Origin of the sequence: Ramlibacter albus (assembly GCF_014297445.1) — a bacterium.
GTDB lineage: Bacteria > Pseudomonadota > Gammaproteobacteria > Burkholderiales > Burkholderiaceae_C > Ramlibacter > Ramlibacter albus.
In genome coordinates this window covers 135811-152778 of sequence record NZ_JACORU010000008.1, presented here as the reverse complement: position 1 = coordinate 152778, position 16968 = coordinate 135811, and the positions used below count along the sequence as shown (strand labels likewise).

16 protein-coding genes and 1 other RNA gene are annotated in these 16968 nt (G+C 64.8%); 9 read left to right on the top strand and 8 right to left on the bottom strand.

The genetic code is table 11. From position 1 onward, the window contains the following. The first annotated feature begins 28 nt into the window (after positions 1–28). The 4 genes from H8R02_RS20810 to H8R02_RS20795 all read left to right on the top strand — a co-directional run bounded on the left by H8R02_RS20810 (position 29) and on the right by H8R02_RS20795 (position 4837). Positions 29–997, top strand: coding sequence for a methyltransferase domain-containing protein (locus H8R02_RS20810; RefSeq protein ID WP_187083409.1), 969 nt, complete (start codon positions 29–31; stop codon positions 995–997). A 171-nt stretch (positions 998–1168) separates the two neighbouring features. Continuing rightward, complete coding sequence (locus tag H8R02_RS20805; protein WP_222622578.1) at positions 1169–2692, top strand: lipopolysaccharide biosynthesis protein; 1524 nt, start codon at positions 1169–1171, stop codon at positions 2690–2692. A 4-nt stretch (positions 2693–2696) separates the two neighbouring features. After that, positions 2697–3908, top strand: coding sequence for a hypothetical protein (locus H8R02_RS20800; protein WP_187083408.1), 1212 nt, complete (start codon positions 2697–2699; stop codon positions 3906–3908). Further along, complete coding sequence (locus tag H8R02_RS20795; protein ID WP_187083407.1) at positions 3905–4837, top strand: glycosyltransferase; 933 nt, start codon at positions 3905–3907, stop codon at positions 4835–4837. The genes H8R02_RS20800 and H8R02_RS20795 overlap by 4 nt, the downstream gene beginning before the upstream one ends. On the opposite strand, the gene H8R02_RS20790 is transcribed toward H8R02_RS20795, so the two are convergent. Genes H8R02_RS20790 through H8R02_RS20780 form a run of 3 tightly spaced genes read right to left on the bottom strand, consistent with a single transcriptional unit; the run spans position 4826 to position 7516 of the window. Then, on the bottom strand, positions 4826–5812 hold the full coding sequence (locus H8R02_RS20790; RefSeq protein WP_187083406.1) for a sterol desaturase family protein: 987 nt from the start codon (positions 5810–5812) through the stop codon (positions 4826–4828). The two genes, H8R02_RS20795 and H8R02_RS20790, sit on opposite strands and share 12 nt — an antisense overlap. Then, entirely contained in the window at positions 5812–6606 is a 795-nt protein-coding gene (locus H8R02_RS20785) for a polysaccharide deacetylase family protein (protein ID WP_187083405.1), read from the bottom strand. Before H8R02_RS20785 ends, H8R02_RS20790 begins: the two co-directional genes overlap by 1 nt. Beyond that, a complete protein-coding gene (locus tag H8R02_RS20780) occupies positions 6572–7516 on the bottom strand; it encodes a YncE family protein (RefSeq protein WP_187083404.1) in 945 nt (314 codons plus the stop codon). Before H8R02_RS20780 ends, H8R02_RS20785 begins: the two co-directional genes overlap by 35 nt. Positions 7517–7633: 117 nt before the next feature. Between H8R02_RS20780 and H8R02_RS20775 the strand changes: the two genes are divergently transcribed. Further along, positions 7634–8404: an alpha/beta fold hydrolase gene (locus H8R02_RS20775; RefSeq protein ID WP_187083403.1), complete on the top strand. Its 771-nt coding sequence runs from the start codon at positions 7634–7636 to the stop codon at positions 8402–8404. On the opposite strand, the gene H8R02_RS20770 is transcribed toward H8R02_RS20775, so the two are convergent. Further along, positions 8379–9110: a pseudouridine synthase gene (locus tag H8R02_RS20770; RefSeq protein ID WP_187083402.1), complete on the bottom strand. Its 732-nt coding sequence runs from the start codon at positions 9108–9110 to the stop codon at positions 8379–8381. The two genes, H8R02_RS20775 and H8R02_RS20770, sit on opposite strands and share 26 nt — an antisense overlap. A 50-nt stretch (positions 9111–9160) precedes the next feature. On the opposite strand from H8R02_RS20770, the gene H8R02_RS20765 reads away from it, so the two are divergent. Further along, positions 9161–9583 (top strand): surface-adhesin E family protein, encoded by a 423-nt coding sequence (locus H8R02_RS20765; protein ID WP_187083401.1) that lies wholly within the window; start codon positions 9161–9163, stop codon positions 9581–9583. 5 nt (positions 9584–9588) lie between these two features. Here H8R02_RS20765 and ssrA read toward each other — a convergent pair. The 4 genes from ssrA to ompA form a co-directional block, all read right to left on the bottom strand. Then, positions 9589–9963: a transfer-messenger RNA gene (gene ssrA / locus H8R02_RS20760) on the bottom strand. 15 nt (positions 9964–9978) lie between these two features. Beyond that, on the bottom strand, positions 9979–10656 hold the full coding sequence (locus H8R02_RS20755; protein ID WP_435531293.1) for an HAD family hydrolase: 678 nt from the start codon (positions 10654–10656) through the stop codon (positions 9979–9981). Further along, positions 10653–11354, bottom strand: coding sequence for a bifunctional 2-polyprenyl-6-hydroxyphenol methylase/3-demethylubiquinol 3-O-methyltransferase UbiG (gene ubiG / locus H8R02_RS20750; protein ID WP_187083504.1), 702 nt, complete (start codon positions 11352–11354; stop codon positions 10653–10655). Before ubiG ends, H8R02_RS20755 begins: the two co-directional genes overlap by 4 nt. An 81-nt stretch (positions 11355–11435) precedes the next feature. Next, a complete protein-coding gene (gene ompA / locus H8R02_RS20745; protein WP_187083399.1) occupies positions 11436–12143 on the bottom strand; it encodes an outer membrane protein OmpA in 708 nt (235 codons plus the stop codon). Positions 12144–12377: 234 nt separating this feature from the next. Here ompA and gyrA point away from each other — a divergent pair, with 234 nt between their 5' ends. From gyrA to H8R02_RS20730, 3 genes are read left to right on the top strand one after another with little or no spacing between them, the layout of a single operon-like run. Beyond that, entirely contained in the window at positions 12378–15017 is a 2640-nt protein-coding gene (gyrA, locus tag H8R02_RS20740; protein ID WP_187083398.1) for a DNA gyrase subunit A, read from the top strand. Next, entirely contained in the window at positions 15014–16096 is a 1083-nt protein-coding gene (gene pheA / locus H8R02_RS20735; protein ID WP_187083397.1) for a prephenate dehydratase, read from the top strand. The genes gyrA and pheA overlap by 4 nt, the downstream gene beginning before the upstream one ends. Further along, the gene (locus H8R02_RS20730) at positions 16097–16966 is read left to right on the top strand and encodes a prephenate dehydrogenase (RefSeq protein WP_187083396.1); all 870 of its coding nucleotides are present in this window, start codon (positions 16097–16099) and stop codon (positions 16964–16966) included. The last annotated feature ends 2 nt before the right edge of the window (positions 16967–16968 follow it).

Below are 16968 nucleotides of genomic sequence, written 5' to 3'. Positions count from 1 at the left end.
GTGAGCTTTTTTTCGAGAAGAGAACCCGATGAGTACTGAACAGCCAACCGGGGCGAGCGCTACCGGCGGGATCGAGCGGACTGGAAACCGCAGCACTTTCTTGCGCCCGGAGTCTCTCGCAATGCGCGTGTGTCGGGTACTTGGGTTTGAGCGCGTGGCCTGGTCGTTGCGGCGACTTCATTGCCCGGTTCCAAAGGACGCACTCGTATTGGAAGTCGGTTCCGGCGGTAACCCGTATCCGCGCGCCAATGTCTTGCTGGATGCCTATGAAAACACCCGGGAACGAAATTGGGCACCTCTGAAGTCGGATCGGCCGACCGTGCTTGGCTTTGTGGAGCAATTGCCCTTCCGCGACAAGGCGTTCGATTTCGTCATCGCCTCGCATGTTCTTGAGCATTCAGGGGATCCCGAGCAATTCCTTGCAGAGCTGCAGCGGGTGGCCAAGGCTGGATACATCGAGGTGCCGGATGCTTTTTTCGAGCGCATCAACCCGCTACTCGATCATCATCTCGAGATCACGCAACGCGAAGGCCGGCTCCTGATCCGCAAGAAGCCGTCGCCTGTCGTGGATCGCGACCTCGTCGACTTGTACGAGGATCGGGCCAAGCGCCATATGACAGGCGAGCTGTTCGTGGAGCATCCGTTTGCTTTTCATGTTCGCTACTACTGGCGCGGAAAAATCGACTTCGTGGTGCTGAACCCGCAGGTCGATGCCGCCTGGTTCGCGCAGGAAACAGAGGCCCCCGCGTTCGCGACCAGTCTCCTGGGGACAAGTTTGCGTCATCGCCTGCAAAAAGCTGTTCTCAACCTGTTGCAGGCAATGGGTCGCGGACGGCGGCGGCAGATCGACCTGCACGCGTTGTTACGCTGCCCGGCTTGCGGGAGCGACGAGTTGGTGCCCGAGCGTGCGCACATCCATTGCACGAAGTGCAATCGAACCTACCCGATACGAAATGGCGTCCCGGTGATGCAAGTAGCGGCAGCCAGCGTCAATTGATCACTTTGCACGGTGTGCTGCATCGGCGGGCGGCGACACGCTGCTCGACACGCTGAAAGACCGGCAGTACTTCCCGCGGCGGTGCACAAGGGCCGGTTAGCACGCCCGGGTTTGCAAGTGTCGACACCCACTTGCTCGAGCCCGTGCAGCCCTCCCCGAGAATGAAAATCGATGTCGCACAAGCCCATCTCGCTCAGACTGAACGTCGCCGCCAACTATGCCAGCCAGCTTTACGCGACGCTGATCGGCATACTGCTCATTCCTCTGTACCTGAAATGGATGGGAGCGGAGGCATACGGCCTGATTGCCTTCTTTTCGATGCTGCAATCCTGGTTCATCGTCCTGGATCTGGGACTGACCCTGACGATCGCTCGCGAGTCCGCTCGATACTTCGGCGGGGCGTTGGCGCCACGGGACTACAGGCACCTGTACCGCGTGCTCAGCCTGTTTTTCGTGATGGTTGCACTCATTGGTGGCGGTGCACTTGTCGCCTTGGCGCCGATCATTGCGCAACGCTGGCTGAATCTGCAGCAATTGCCGATCCAAGACATCGTTGTAGCGTTGCAGATCATGGGCGCTTGCGTGGCCATGCGCTGGATGGGAGGCCTGTATCGGGGCGTTGCCACCGGCGCGGAGCGGTTCGTGTGGCTCGGTGGCTTCAATGCCCTGGTCGCCACGCTGCGCTTTGCAGCCGTGTTTGCGTCGATGGCACTTTGGGGCTATACGCCCAAGGTCTTCTTCCTGCACCAGATGGCCGTTGCCGCACTGGAGCTCGGTATCTTGTACGCAATGGCCAGGCGCCTTGTGCCCCGGCCGGCAGCGAGCGACCCTCCGATCGGTTGGTCATTCGCACCGGTCGCAATGCGGCTGCGATTCTCACTGACGATTGCGTTCACGTCCGCGGTCTGGATCTTTGTCACCCAGATCGACAAACTCATCCTTTCCGGCTTGCTGCCCTTGGCGGAGTACGGATTCTTCATGGTGGCCGTGCTGGTTGCCGGTGGCATCACGACCGCGACCGGCCCCATCGGCTCAGCCTTGCTGCCGCGGCTGGCGCGGCTGCACGCAGAAGGCAATCACGGCGAAATCCTGCGGATTTATCATCGCTTTGCGCAACTGGTCAGTGTCGTTGCCGGCTCACTGATGGTAACGCTCGCGAGCTGTCCCGAGTCGCTGCTGTTCGCGTGGACTGGCGACCGTGAGCTCTCACGCGTCGCCGCGCCCGTCCTTCGCCTTTATGCGATCGGCAATGGCCTGCTGGCGATGAGCGCCTTCCCGTTCTACATGCAGTACGCGCGCGGCAATCTGCGTTACCACCTGATCGGCAATGTGGGCCTCATCGCGCTGCTGATTCCCGGCATCGTGTTCGCCGCCCTGCGCTTCGGCGGCGTCGGTGTGGGCTGGGTCTGGATGGGCATGAACGTGGTTTACCTTTTCGGATGGGTTGCCTTCGTGCATGGCCGACTGGAGCCGGGACTGCATGTCGAATGGATTCAGCGCAACGTACTCACGATCATGGTCCCGACTTCCCTGGTCGGCCTCGTGGTTGCGGTCCTGCACCATGGTGAATTTCTGAGCCGCTGGACTGCCTTGGTAGACTTCGCCCTGGTCTCGACTGCCTGTATCGCTACCGCTTGTGTTGCCTCCACCGAAATCCGGCGCCACTTGCCCGGGACTCGGTTCCTGAGGGGATGATCGCTTGGCTTATCTGAAATCACTCGATTTTCCCATCCACCTGATGGGTTACTGGTGGTTGTTCTGGATCGCCGTCTCCTGCTCCTTCAACGCGTTCAAATTGCCATCCGCGGAGTCGCTCGCTCACTACCTGCTGCTCATCGCCGCTTTTGCGGCTGGCCACATGACCATGAAGCGCTTGCGGCCGCATGACGCTGGGCGTGCTTTCGCTGGAGTGAGAGGCTTGCGGCTAGCGGCAGTACGAGTTCGCTGGATTCTGGCAATCGCGGCGTTTGGCACCCTGGTGATGTTGCTGCTGAGCCTGAAGTTGGCAGGCGCCCTTGATACGGGGTTCTTCGAGTACTACACGAGGCTGCGACTTCAAGGCGGTCTCGAAGAAGGGAGTGCGACCGGCATTCACGTGCTGGACATCCTCACGAAGATTCTCGCGTTTCCGGTCGCTTACACGATTCTCGTGTCAGTCCTTGCCGTGGAGGTGGCCGGCATGCGCATGGTACTCGTTGCCTGCATCGCCAGCTTCGTGTGCTTTTCCTACCTTTGGCAGGTCAACTATCCAATACTCCACCTGTTCTGGATCATGGTGTTCTACACCTTGGTCACCGCGCACAGCCGGGGCCGAGTCGATGGAAGGATCCTGGCCACGGGGGGCATCATCACGGTCGGCCTGATCGCATCGTCTGCCAATCGGTTCGGGGGCGACATCATTGGCGCCATCCAGCATTACTTGATCGACTATCACCTGATCGGCTTTTCGCTTTATGACCAGCAATTTCAGGATCACAACAGTATCTTGCACCTGCACAGTTTTGGCCGATCCTCACTGGGTTTCCTGGAACTGGTGCTGGAAAACCTCCTGAAGCCTTTCTCGCTTGGATTCCAGGCGGCCAGCTCCGAGAATGCGCAGTACCTCGATACGCCGATCGACATCGGTGACAGCGACTACATGTTCCGAAATGCCTTCGGCACGATCGTCTTCACGCTCTATCGGGACTTCAACCTTGTCGGCATCGCCCTCGGGGGTTTCCTCTACGGCGCCGCCGCAACCTACGCACGTTACCGTAGCCACATGTCGTGGAAGCACGGGGCGCTGTTTTTCATGCTGGCCTCGGCGTGGATGATGGGAATGATGGTGAGTCCATTGGAAGCTGCCTATTTCTGGTTCGTCGTCGTTGCACTCGGTCTTCTTCAGGTCGTGAATCGGGGGATCCGGTTGTGAACCAGGCAATCCATCCGTTCCCAATCGAGTCCGAAGCTGTGCAACCGACCGTCAGCGTCTGCATGATTTCCTATAACCATGGAAAGTTCATTGCCCAGGCAATCGAAAGCATCCTGTCCCAGGAAGTCGACTTTCCCATCGAACTCGTCATCGGTGACGACTGCAGCACGGACAACACCTTCGACATCTGTGAGGCCTACGCCCGCAAGGATCCTCGGGTCAAGTTGCTTTCACGTGAAAGAAACCTCGGGGTGATGCCGAACTTCAGTCGGACCTTGCAAGCATGCACGGGAAAATACATTGCCGTGTGCGAAGGCGACGATTACTGGGTTGCCCCCTCGAAACTTGCCATTCAAGTTTCCTTCCTCGAATCGCATCCTGACTACGCCGGTGCTACTCACCAGTCCGACGTCCTGATCGGGGATCGGGTCGCGCGCAAGTTCAAGTTGGGCGTCCCTGAAACGATCCTGACCAAGGACTTGATTGCAGGTCGGCTGTTCCATACTGCGTCAGTGCTGTTCCGGCGTGAGGCTGTCGAACTCTTCTGCGGTGCGCCTCTTGTCTTGTCGTGCGACCGCCTGTTGAATCTTTGCATCACGTTCGCCGGCAAGATCCACTACAGCGAAGAAACGATGTGTGTCTATCGACTTCATGGTGGAGGGATGTCCTCCAACGTGACTGTGGAACAACTGCGGCTGGATCTCAGCAGCATCGACTACCTGAAGTCGATCGAGCCCACGTTCCCGGCTCAGCAGTATCGATCCTACGTTTTCGCCACGATCGGACTTTGTCAACGGGCGACATGGGTCCAACGGGTGTATTACATGGCCGTTTCGTTCCTCCTGTCGTTTGCGACCTTTCCGCGCAATCTCGGTTTGTATGGCACGCACTTCATTCGGATGTGTAGCCGAAAACTGTCACACCGATGATCTGCGGCCCATCACCTGGAGCCTGCTGAACACCCGGCGCAACCCAAGCGCCTGCTGCGCCCAGAAGCCGCGCCCATATTCACGGCCGTGTTCGACTTGGTCGCGCACGCCTGTTGCGTCGTAGCGCAGCTCGTAACTCGCTGTCCGGAATACGAGGTCCCACCACGGCAGCAACACGCCGAAGTTATGCCCACCGAGCGTCCCCTTGCCCGCGCTCTCGTGCCCAAGCCCGATGCTGTGGTGCAGGCGGTGAAACCTCGGTGAAACCCACAGCCGCTCACCGACGGCGCCGAACCCCACCCGCAGGTTCGCGTGCTGCAAACTCTCGCTCAATTGAGTGACAGCCACGATCCCCACAAACTGCCCCGGCCCCACCCCAATCACCTGCCCCACCACCACCAATATCGAATCCCGAATCAAATCATCCAGCAGGTGGTTCCGGTTATCCGTCCACATCGTCATCTGCCTTTGCGAGTGGTGCAGCGAGTGCAGCGCCCACCACCACTCGAAGTGATGCTGCCCCCGGTGGATCCAGTAGTCCACGAAATCGAACACCACCAGGTACAGCAGAAAGCTCACCCAGGCCACGTCGGACACACCGGCCCACACCTGGTCCAGGTGGAACGTCCCCACCCCGTGCACCCGCAACCACCCGAACAGCTCGTCAAACAGCGGGTCGACCGTGAAGAACAGCGCGACGCGAAACAACCCCAACCGGTGGATCAACGTGTACAGCACATCCACCCGCACCGCCTGCCTGTCGGTGACCGGCTCCACAGGCCGCCACTTCTCCAGCGGCCCAATCACAGCCAGCATCACCGCGATCTGGATCAGCCCCACCAGCAACCACCCCGCCGCGTTGTAGCCGTCCTCGAGGAACTGCCCCAGGCCCGCGTGGAACATCACGGGCTGGAACACCGTCTCGTACAGCCACTGCTGCGCGCTTCCAAACGTCTCCACGATCCAGTCGAACATCACCGGCTCCGCGCGATCCAGTCCCGGTAAGCCGGGTGCTCGCGCAACGTGGCGAAGCAGAACCCCTTCGCCTTCAATCCCTTCACCAGCGGCTCCAGTACGGCCGGCGCCCACGGGTCCTTGCGGCTCCAGATGCCCAGGTGCGCCACCAAGATATCCCCCGCGCGGACGTCGCGCAATGCCTTCGCCAGCAGCGCCGCGTTGCTCACGCTTTCGCTGGGCAATTCGTCACCCAGGAAACCCGCAGGCGCCCAGCCCACGTGCTTGTAGCCGCAAGCCTCCATCGCCGCCAGGAAGCGCGGTGACGTCTTGCCGCCGGGCGCGCGGAACAGCGGCAGCGGCTTCCTGCCTGTCACCTGCTCGAGCCTTTGCGCCGCCTTGCCGATCTCGGCGCAGTACTGCGCGGCGGTCCACACCTTGTCGACGCCGGCGTCGGGCCCGGAGGAAGGGCGCACGCGGATGCGGCCATCGGGAAGGTCGGCGCGCCAGTACGTGTGGTCCCACGTGTGCGACGCGAATTCATGCCCCTCGCCCGCGCGGGCGCGCCACCAGCCCGCCCAGTGGTCGCCGAGCGAGCCGTCGCCCTCCTTCGTGCGCTCCTGCGCGGCAAAGAAGGTGACCTTCACGTCGTTGCGCTTGAGCACGTCGGCGATCAAGGGCGCCACGCCCATGTGCCCCGTGTCAAGGGTCAGGTAGACGGGCTTGTCGCAGGCAGGCTGCGCGGCGGCCGCGCCGGCCGCCAGCAGCCATGCCGCCGCGCTAGCGCGGCGCGTGATCCAGCGTCCAGACCCCATGGGGCGACTTCCCTACCTGCACCTGCTTGACCACCTTCTTGGTCTGCAGGTCGATCACCGTCAATTTCTTGGCCCAGCGCGACGTCGTCAGCAGCAGCTTGCCGCCGCCCACCACGTCCATGCAGTCCGGGCCGCCCGGCGCCGCGTACGTGTCCACCACCTGCAGCGTCACCAGGTCGATCTTGCTGATCGTGTTGGCGACGCGGTTGCTCAGGTACACGTGGCGCTTGTCGCCGGCCGAGCGGAACGCATGCGCGCCGTCGCCGGTCCTGATGCGGCGCACGGCCTTCGGGTAGTCGCCGGCGATGTCGAACACCTCCACGCTGTCCCCACCCGTCAGGCCAACGAGGATCTGCTTCTCGTCGGGCGTCATCGTCAGGTCGGCCGGCATCGGGCCGGTCTTGATGCGCCACTTCAGGCTTTGCGACGCGAGGTCGATCGCGACGAGTTCGTCGCTGTCCTGCATCGTCACGTACGCTGTCGTGCTCTTGCTGTCGATCCACACGTGGCTGGGCGTCTTGCCCGTGGGCACGCGCTTTGCCAGCAGCAGGTCCTTGCCGTCCCACTTGTAGATGTCGACGTGGTTCAGGCGGTTCGCGGCGGTCACGAACCACTTCATGTCCGGCGAGAAGCGCAGGTGGTACGGGTCGAGGATGCCGCGCACGACGCGCTGCACCTCGGCCGTTTTCGGGTCGATGAAGGTCAGCGTGTCGGAGAACGCGTTGGCCACGATCACCGACTTCTCGTCGGGGGTCATGTACAGGTGGTGCGGCTCCTTGCCGGTGGCGATGCGCTTCGTTTCCTTCCAAGTGGCGGGGTCGACCACGCTCACGCTCGCGTCGAGCGAATTCAGGACGAAGATGGGCGGCGCGGCATGGGCCGCGGCAGCGGCGAGCGCACAGGCGATCACCGGAAGTAAAGCAAGACGACGAAGCAAGGTTTTCAACAAAACAGGGGATCCGGCAGCCAATCCGGGAGTTTAGCCGCCGCAGGGCGCATGCCGAGCGCGGCAGCTACCATCGGGCGCATGGAATTCGCGCAAGTCGACGGCGTGCGGCTGGAGATTCAACGCATCGCGGCCCCTGCGGGTGGACCGCGGGCGCCGATCGTTTTCCTCCACGAGGGCCTCGGCTCGGTCGCGATGTGGCGCGACTGGCCGGCGCAGGTGTGCGCGGCCACCGGCCGCGGGGGGCTGGTCTATTCGCGGCGCGGGTATGGCGGCTCCGAGCCCATCGCGGACGTGCGTGGCAGCGGCCGGCACCGTCCGGACTACATGCACATCGAAGCATACGAAATGCTTCCCGCGCTGCTGCGCGAGCTTCGGATCGAGCGGCCCGTACTGCTGGGCCACTCGGACGGCGGCACCATCGCCCTGCTCCACTCGGCGTCGCATCCGGTCGAGGCTTGCATCGTGATGGCGCCGCACGTCATCGTCGAAGACGTTTCGATCGCATCGATCGAGCAGGCGCGCACGGCCTACCTCGAAAACGGCCTGCGCGAGAGGCTGGGCCGCTATCACGCGGACGTGGACAACGCGTTCTGGCAATGGAACGACATCTGGCTGGACCGGGCATTCCGGTCGTTCGACATCCGCGCGGCAACGCGCGAAATCGCTGCGCCCGTGCTGGCCATCCAGGGCGAGGACGACCCCTACGGCACGCTGCGGCAGATCGAGGAGATCGGGCCCACGCGCGGGCCGATCGAGCGCGTGGTGCTGCCCAAATGCGGCCATTCGCCGCATCGGGACCAGCCCGAGACCACCATCGCGGCCATCAAGAACTTCCTCGCAGCTCGCTGACCTCCGCTGCGATCAGCCAGCGCCATTCGCCGGGCTTCAACGCCGCCGGCAGCTCCAATTGCCCGATCCGCCACCGGTGCAGCGCCGCCACCGAATTGCCTGCCGCCGCCACCATTCGCTTCACCTGGTGGTACTTGCCCTCCGTCAGCGTCAAGTCCAGGTCGTACGGCGCATGGATGTCGCAAGCCGCCGCCCGAACCGGCCTCGGGTCGTCGTTGAGCACCACGCCTTCGAGCAACGCTTGCACGTGCGCGTCCTCCACCGGCTCGGCACAGCGCACGCGGTAAACCTTCGGGACGTGGTGCTTCGGCGATGCCATCCGATGGATGAAAGCACCGTCGTCGCTGAAAAGCAGCAGCCCCGTCGTGTCCTGGTCCAGCCGCCCGATGGCCTGCACGCCCTGCACCTTGCCGGGGTTCGGCCGTTGCCGCAGCGGCCCCGGCAGCAAGGTGTACACGCTCGGCCAGGCGCCCGGCTTTTGCGAGCACTCGTAGCCGGCGGGCTTGTGCATCATCAGGTAGGCCTTGTCGTGGTACTCCCAGGCCTGCCCATCGACGGTGAAGGGCAAGCCTTCGCGCACGTCGATCTCCTCGTGGGCATCGGTGCACACGCGCCCCTCGACGGCAACAAGGCCGCGCTGCACCAACCCGGCGCACAAGCGCCGCGTGCCGAACCCCTGCGTGAACAGCATCTGCTGCAATTCCATCGCGCGAAGTATCGCCCCTTGCGGCGCCTGGCCGGTGACACAATGGCCGGATGAGGTACACCGCGCTTGCCGTGCTGCTGCTGGCTGCGCAGGTCCAGGCCCAGCAGTGGTTCTCTCTCTCGGGGCCGGGCACCGCGCCCGGCGCGACCGTGGTCGAAGTCGACCTCGAGACCGTGCACCGGCGCGAATCGGCCGCCGACGCCGTCGTGCGCGTCACGCACGACGTGCTCAACGCGCATCCTTCGGGGTTCGGCTACCGCTCGTTCGTGGCCACAGCGGCCATCGATTGCGTGCACCGCACGATCGCGCTCGAAAGCGCGGCGTACTTCGCGCAGCCTGCCGGCAACGGGCCGAGGGTGGGGGCCGACAGCAGCGGCCGCAGCAGGGGCATGCCGGGCGTGATCGCCGAGCGCATACCGGCGCAGGCGCGCCACGCGCTTCTGAAAGCGGCGTGCCCCGGGGGCACGCCGTAGGTGAGTGGTGGAGCTGGCGGGAATTGAACCCGCGTCCGCAAGCCTTTACCGAGCAGTTCTACATGCTTAGCGGTCTGTTTTGTGTCTCGCCGCCTGGATCGCGCAGCCGCACGCTACCCAGGAAGCCAGCACCCTATTGTCTCGCCCTGATCCAAGGTGCACGGACCGGGGCCAGCCGATGTGGATTACCTCACTGCTTCAGGCTTGCGCCATCGGCCCAGCCCATCGGCGAGCTGGTGTGAGGTCCGCGGGGATTAAGCCGCGAGAGCGTACGAAGAGTCGTTCGCAGTTGGTTTTTTTCAGATGGATTTACGAGGTGACCTGAATCCTCGGCATGCCCCACAGCGATTCCGAACCCACGTCGAAACCAGTACAGCCCCAGGGTAAGGCGTAGTTTAGGCCAATTGGCGCACGTTCAAGAGCGCGAGCAATTCAAGCGGGTTGTGGATGTGGGCATCCGCGCCCCACTCGGCCACGGCGCGGTCATTGCCGAGGTAGCCGTAATGCGCCGCCACGGTGAACATGCCCGCGGCCTTGCCCGCCTTGATGTCGCGCTCGTCGTCGCCGACGTAGATGCAGCCTTCGGGCGGCAAACCCAGCAATCGCGCGGCCTCGTACAGCGGCGCCGGGTGCGGCTTCGGGTAAGGCGTGCTGTCGCCGCCCACCACGGCGCCTGCGCTGCGGAACAGCGGCATCTGCTTCGTCAGCGGCCCCGTGAAGCGCATCGACTTGTTCGTCACCACGCCCCAGGGCATGCCGCGCCCGACCAGCGCCTCGATGAGCTGCGGCACGCCGTCGAACGCATGCGTGCGCTCGGTCATGCAGCTCTCGTAGGTGGTGAAGAACTCTTCGCGCATGGGCCCGTAGTCCGGGTGGTCGGGCGCCATGCCGAATGCAATGCCGAGCATGCCGCGTGCCCCGGCGCCGGCCATCGGGCGGTACAGCTCGAGCGGCAGCGAGGGCATGCCACGGTTCGTGCGCATGCGGTCGGCGGCCGCGCCGAGGTCGGGTGCGCTGTCGATGAGGGTGCCGTCCAGGTCGAAGAGGACGGCGCGGACTTCGAAATCCATCATGTCTTGCGCGTGGCCACCAGGTAGTTGACGCTCGGGTCCGACGACAGGCTGTAGCGCCGGGTCAGCGGGTTGTATTCCAGCCCGCGCACCTGCTGCTGGGCCAGCCCCGCGGCGCGGCAATGGGCGGCCAGCTCGCTCGGGCGGATGAACTTGAGGTATTCGTGGGTGCCCCGCGGCAGCATGTTCAGCACGTACTCCGCCCCCACGATCGCGAAGAGGAACGCCTTGGGGTTGCGGTTGATCGTCGAAAAGAACACCCAGCCGCCCGGCTTGACCATGTCCGCGCACGCGCGCACCACCGACGCGGGGTCCGGCACGTGCTCCAGCATCTCCATGCACGTCACCACGTCGAAGCTGCCCGGCTGCTCCGCGGCCAGCGCTTCGGCACTCACCTCGCGGTACTCCACGTTGGGCGTGCCAGCTTCCAGCGCGTGCAGCATGGCCACCTTCAGCGCCTTGGTGGACAGGTCGATGCCGACCACCTGCGCGCCCTTGCGCGCCATCGAGTCGGCGAGGATGCCGCCACCGCAGCCCACATCGGCCACACGCAGCCCCGCCAGCGGCGCCATGCCCTGGATCCATTCCAGCCGCAGCGGGTTGATCTCGTGCAGCGGGCGGAACTCGCTCTCGGGGTCCCACCAGCGGTGGGCCAGCTCGGAGAACTTGGCCAGTTCGGCCGGGTCGGCGTTGACGGTCATTTCGCTCACGGCCGAGATTGTGGCCCCTCGCAAAGCAAAAAGCCCCGCGCTGCGGGGCTTTTTTCGTAAGCAGTTGGCTGCTTAGCGGTTGGCGCGGGTGCCGACCACTTCGATCTCCACGCGGCGGTTCTTCGCGCGGCCTTCGGCGGTCTTGTTGTCGGCGACGGGCTGCTTCTCGCCCTTGCCTTCGGTGTACACGCGGTTCTTCTCGATGCCCTTGCTCACCAGGTAGGCCTTGACGGCTTCGGCGCGGCGCACCGACAGGCGCTGGTTGTAGGCGTCGGTGCCGACGCTGTCGGTGTGGCCGACGGCGATGATCACCTCGAGGTTGATGTCCTTGATCTTGGAGACCAGGTCATCCAGCTTGGCGCGGCCTTCGGGCTTGAGGACAGCCTTGTCGAAGTCGAAGAACGCGTCGGCGGCGTACGTCACCTTGGTGGCGGCGACGGCCGGTGCGGCCGGTGCCGGGGCGGGCGCCGGGGGACGCGGAGCGGCAGCCGGGGGCGCGGCAACCGGCGCGGGTGCAGGAGCAGCAGCACGAACCAGGGCGCCGTCGCAGCCAACCGCGGCCGTGGCGGGCGTCCAGTTGGAATCGCGCCAGCACAGCTCGTTGCTGCCGTTCTTCCACACGTACTCGCCCGTTCCGTTCTGCCAGTTGTCGATGCGGTTGCCACCGTCAGCGGCTGCGACGCGCGTGCCCGCCGGTGCCGTGGAGACCGGCATCATCGAGCAGCCGCCCAGCAGCGCCGTGGAAGCAAACAGCAGCGCCACTTTGTTCAGTTTCTTCATGGTTCTCCTCTTGGGGGGAAAAAGCCGCAGCCGCGCTGCGTAAAAAACACGCCGGGGCGACCAATTCACCCCTATACGTCCAAACTATTGTGCCATACACACTTTCACACGCAACGCACGCAACTGCTGGGGCACGTAGGACAAAACCGCAAGCCCTGCTTTGTGTTGCGCGGCAGCGACATGGCGTGTGAGACGTAAAATCTTCGGCTTCGCGCCCCTCTGAAATCCCCCTGCATGACCCAATTCGCCAAGGAAACCCTGCCCGTCAGCCTCGAAGAGGAGATGCGGCGCAGTTACCTCGATTACGCCATGAGCGTGATCGTCGGGCGGGCGCTGCCCGATGCGCGCGACGGCTTGAAGCCCGTCCATCGCCGCGTGCTCTACGCGATGCACGAGCTCAACAACGACTGGAACCGCCCGTACAAGAAGTCCGCGCGCATCGTCGGCGACGTCATCGGTAAATACCACCCGCACGGCGACCAGTCGGTCTACGACACCATCGTGCGGCTCGCGCAGGACTTCTCCATGCGCCACATGCTTGTCGACGGTCAAGGAAACTTCGGCTCGGTCGACGGCGACAACGCGGCGGCCATGCGGTACACGGAAATCCGGCTGGCCAAGATCGCGCACGAGATGCTGGCCGACATCGACAAGGAAACGGTCGACTTCGGGCCCAACTACGACGGCAGCGAGAAAGAGCCGCTGGTGCTGCCCAGCAAGCTGCCCAACCTGCTGGTCAACGGCTCGGGCGGCATCGCGGTCGGCATGGCCACCAACATCCCGCCGCACAACCTCAACGAGGTCGTCGACGCCTGCCTGCACCTGCTGAAGAACCCCGAGGCCTCCATCGACGAGCTGATGGAGATCGTGCCCGCGCCGGACTTCCCCACGGCGGGCATCATCTACGGCGTCTCGGGCGTCAAGGAAGGCTACCGCACGGGCCGCGGGCGCATCGTGATGCGCGCGAAGTGCCACTTCGAGGACATCGACCGCGGCCAGCGCCAGGCCATCATCGTCGACGAGCTGCCGTACCAGGTGAACAAGAAGACGCTCCAGGAGCGCATGGCGGAGCTGGTCAACGAGAAGAAGATCGAGGGCATCAGCCACATCCAGGACGAGAGCGACAAGTCCGGCATGCGGCTCGTGATCGAGCTCAAGCGCGGCGAAGTGCCCGAGGTGGTGCTCAACAACCTGTACAAGCTCACGCAGCTGCAGGACACCTTCGGCATGAACATGGTGGCCCTGATCGACGGGCAGCCCAAGCTGTGCAACCTGAAGGACCTGGTCTGCATCTTCCTGCAGCATCGCCGCGAGGTGGTCACGCGCAGGACGGTGTTCAACCTGCGCAAGGCCCGCGAGCGCGGGCACGTGCTCGAAGGCCTGGCGGTGGCGCTGGCCAACATCGACGAGTTCATCCGCATCATCCGCGAGTCGCCCACGCCTCCGGTGGCCAAGACCGAGTTGATGAACCGGCCGTGGGATTCGTCACTGGTGCGCGAGATGCTCACGCGGGCGCGTGAGGACGGCTCGGTGATCAACGCCGACGACTACCGCCCCGAAGGCCTGGAAAAGCAGTACGGCCTGGGCAGCGACGGCCTCTACCGCCTGTCCGAAACGCAGGCCGGCGAAATCCTGCAGATGCGCCTGCAGCGCCTCACGGGCCTGGAGCAGGACAAGATCGTCGCCGAGTACAAGGAAGTGATGGCGGAGATCGAGGACCTGCTCGACATCCTGGCCAAGCCGGCTCGGGTGTCCACGATCATCGGCGAGGAACTCACCGCGCTGAAGCAGGAGTTCGGCCAGACCAAGGTTGGCGCGCGCCGCAGCGTGATCGAGCACAACGCGCAGGACCTCGCCACCGAGGACCTCATCACGCCCACCGACATGGTGGTGACGCTCTCGCACGCCGGCTACATCAAGAGCCAGCCGCTCTCCGAATACCGCGCGCAGAAGCGCGGCGGCCGCGGCAAGCAGGCCACGCAGACCAAGGAAGACGACTGGATCGACCAGCTCTTCATCGCCAACACGCACGACTGGCTGCTCGCCTTCTCCAACCGTGGCCGCCTCTACTGGCTCAAGGTCTGGGAAGTGCCCGCCGGCTCGCGCGGTTCGCGCGGCAAGCCCATCGTCAACATGTTCCCGCTGCAGGAAGGCGAGAAGATCAACGTGGTGCTGCCCCTCACGGGCGAGTTCCGCAGCTTCCCGGCGGACCACTACGTGTTCATGGCCACGAGCATGGGCACGGTGAAGAAGACGGCGCTGGACGAATTCAACAACCCGCGCAAGGCCGGCATCATCGCCGTGGACCTGGACCCGGGCGATTACCTGATCGGCGCCGCCCTCACCGACGGCAAGCACGACGTGATGCTGTTCTCCGACGGCGGCAAGGCGGTGCGCTTCGACGAGAACGACGTGCGCCCCATGGGCCGCAACGCGCGCGGCGTGCGCGGCATGATGCTCGACGACGGGCAAGGCGTCATCGCGATGCTGGTGGCCGAGGACGAGCAGCAATCGGTGCTCACCGCCACCGAGAACGGCTTCGGCAAGCGCACGTCCATCACCGAGTACACGCGCCACGGCCGCGGCACCAAGGGCATGATCGCCATCCAGCAGAGCGAGCGTAACGGCAAGGTCGTGGCCGCCACGCTGGTGCATGCCGACGACGAGATCATGCTCATCACCGACCGCGGCGTGCTCGTGCGCACCCGCGTGAGCGAGATCCGCGAGATGGGCCGCGCCACCCAGGGGGTCACGCTCATCGGCCTCGACGAAGGCTCCAAGCTCTCCGGGCTGCAGCGCATCGTGGAGAACGACGCGGGCACCGACGCCGACGAGACCAACGGCAACGGCAACGGCGAAGAGACCGCCGAATGACGAGGACGCTCGCCGAACTGCGCGTTGCGATCGACTCGGTCGACAAGGAGCTGCTGGCGGCGCTGAACCGCCGCGCGGCCCTGGCCAACGAGGTGGGCGAACTCAAGCGCGCCGAAGGCTCGCCGGTGTTCCGCCCGGAGCGCGAGGCGCAAGTCATCAACGGCCTGCAGTCCGCCAACCCGGGCCCGCTGAAGGCGGAGAACGTCGCCCACATCTGGCGCGAGATCATGTCCGCCTGCCGCTCGCTGGAAGAGCCGCACCGCGTGGCCTACCTCGGCCCCAAGGGCACGTTCAGCGAAGAAGCCGCGGTGCAGTTCTTCGGTGCGAGCATCGAGCACGTGCCCTGCGTGAGCTTCGACGAGGTGTTCCGTTGCGCGGCCGCGGGTACCGCGGATTTCGGCGTGGTGCCGGTGGAGAACTCCACCGAAGGCGTCGTCGCACGCTCGCTGGACCTGTTCCTCACGACGCCGCTGCACATCGTCGGCGAGACCAGTTTGCTGGTGCGCCACAACCTGCTGCGCAAGGTGAATTCGCTGGAAGGCATCGAGGTCGTGCTGGCGCACCCGCAGGCGCTGGCGCAGTGCCAGGCGTGGCTCACCACGCACCTGCCCCATGCCGAGCGGCGGGCGGCGTCCAGCAACGCGGAAGGTGCGCGGCTGGCGGCGCAGAACGAGAAGTGGGCCGGCATCGCCGGCGAGCGCGCGGGGTCCGAGTTCGGCCTGCACATCGCGGCGCGCGCCATCCAGGACGACGCGTACAACCGCACCCGCTTCGCCGTGGTCTGCCTGCCCCAGACCCTGCCCGCGCCCGGCCCTTCGGGCAAGGACTGCGTGAGCCTGATCGTCTCGGTGCCCAATCGCCCCGGCGCCGTGCACGACATCCTCGTGCCGCTGAAACAGCACGGCGTGTCCATGACCCGATTCGAAAGTCGGCCCGCGCGATCGGGCCAATGGGAATACTATTTCTACATCGACGTGCAGGGCCACCCGTCCCAGCCGCACGTCGCCGCGGCGCTGGCGGACCTGCAGTCCCTCTGCGCGTTCTACAAGGTCCTGGGCACGTATCCTGTCGGCGATTAAATGTTCGAACAACTCGGTCTGATCGGATGCGGCCTGATGGGCGGCTCGTTCGCGCTGGCGCTCAAGCGCGCCGGGCTCGTCAAGCGCGTCGTGGGCTACAGCAAGTCGCCCTCCACCACGGAGCGCGCCCGCGCCATGGGCGTGATCGACGTCGAGGCGCCCTCCGCGCTGCTCGCCGTCTCGGGCGCCGACATCGTGCTGCTCGCCGTGCCGGTGTCGGCCACCGAGGCCTCGCTCAAGGCCATCCGCCACCTGATCACCGGCAGCATGCTGATCATGGACGTGGGCTCGACCAAGCGCGACGTGGTGGACGCGGCGCGGCGCGTGCTGCGCGACCACCTCGGTTCGTTCGTGCCCTGCCACCCGATCGCGGGCAAGGAAGTGTCCGGGGTGGAGCACTCGGACCCGGACCTGTACACCGGCAAGCAGGTCATCCTCACGCCCATCGAGCGAACGCAGGTCAACCACCTCAAGAGCGCCACCGCGCTGTGGGAGGCATTGGGCTGCAAGGTGACGCAGATGTCGCCGGAGTCGCACGACGCGGCGTTCGCGGCCGTGAGCCACCTGCCGCACCTGATCGCGTTCGCGCTCATGAACGGCATCACCGGGCAGGCCAATGGGAAGGACTTCCTGTCGCTGGCCGGGCCGGGGTTTCGCGACTTCACGCGCATCGCCGCCAGCGACCCCAAGATGTGGCGCGACGTCCTGCTGGCCAACCGCCACGAGCTGCTGGACCAGGCCAAGGTGTTCCAGCAGGCCATGGGCCAGTTCGAGCAGGCCATGCTCACCGGCAACCTCGAGGCGCTGGAAAAGCTGATCGACAGCGCCAGCCAGGCGCGCGCGAACTGGAAGATGGTCCAGAAGAAGTAAGC

Coding starts and splice junctions, on each gene's coding strand:
- H8R02_RS20730 (WP_187083396.1), top strand. CDS start 16,097: ATGTTCGAACAACTCGGTCTGATCGGATGCGGCCTGATGGGCGGCTCG.
- pheA (WP_187083397.1), top strand. CDS start 15,014: ATGACGAGGACGCTCGCCGAACTGCGCGTTGCGATCGACTCGGTCGAC.
- gyrA (WP_187083398.1), top strand. CDS start 12,378: ATGACCCAATTCGCCAAGGAAACCCTGCCCGTCAGCCTCGAAGAGGAG.
- H8R02_RS20765 (WP_187083401.1), top strand. CDS start 9,161: ATGAGGTACACCGCGCTTGCCGTGCTGCTGCTGGCTGCGCAGGTCCAG.
- ompA (WP_187083399.1), bottom strand. CDS start 12,143: ATGAAGAAACTGAACAAAGTGGCGCTGCTGTTTGCTTCCACGGCGCTG.
- H8R02_RS20805 (WP_222622578.1), top strand. CDS start 1,169: ATGTCGCACAAGCCCATCTCGCTCAGACTGAACGTCGCCGCCAACTAT.
- ubiG (WP_187083504.1), bottom strand. CDS start 11,354: ATGACCGTCAACGCCGACCCGGCCGAACTGGCCAAGTTCTCCGAGCTG.
- H8R02_RS20790 (WP_187083406.1), bottom strand. CDS start 5,812: ATGTTCGACTGGATCGTGGAGACGTTTGGAAGCGCGCAGCAGTGGCTG.
- H8R02_RS20755 (WP_435531293.1), bottom strand. CDS start 10,656: ATGATGGATTTCGAAGTCCGCGCCGTCCTCTTCGACCTGGACGGCACC.
- H8R02_RS20775 (WP_187083403.1), top strand. CDS start 7,634: ATGGAATTCGCGCAAGTCGACGGCGTGCGGCTGGAGATTCAACGCATC.
- H8R02_RS20770 (WP_187083402.1), bottom strand. CDS start 9,110: ATGGAATTGCAGCAGATGCTGTTCACGCAGGGGTTCGGCACGCGGCGC.
- H8R02_RS20810 (WP_187083409.1), top strand. CDS start 29: ATGAGTACTGAACAGCCAACCGGGGCGAGCGCTACCGGCGGGATCGAG.
- H8R02_RS20785 (WP_187083405.1), bottom strand. CDS start 6,606: ATGGGGTCTGGACGCTGGATCACGCGCCGCGCTAGCGCGGCGGCATGG.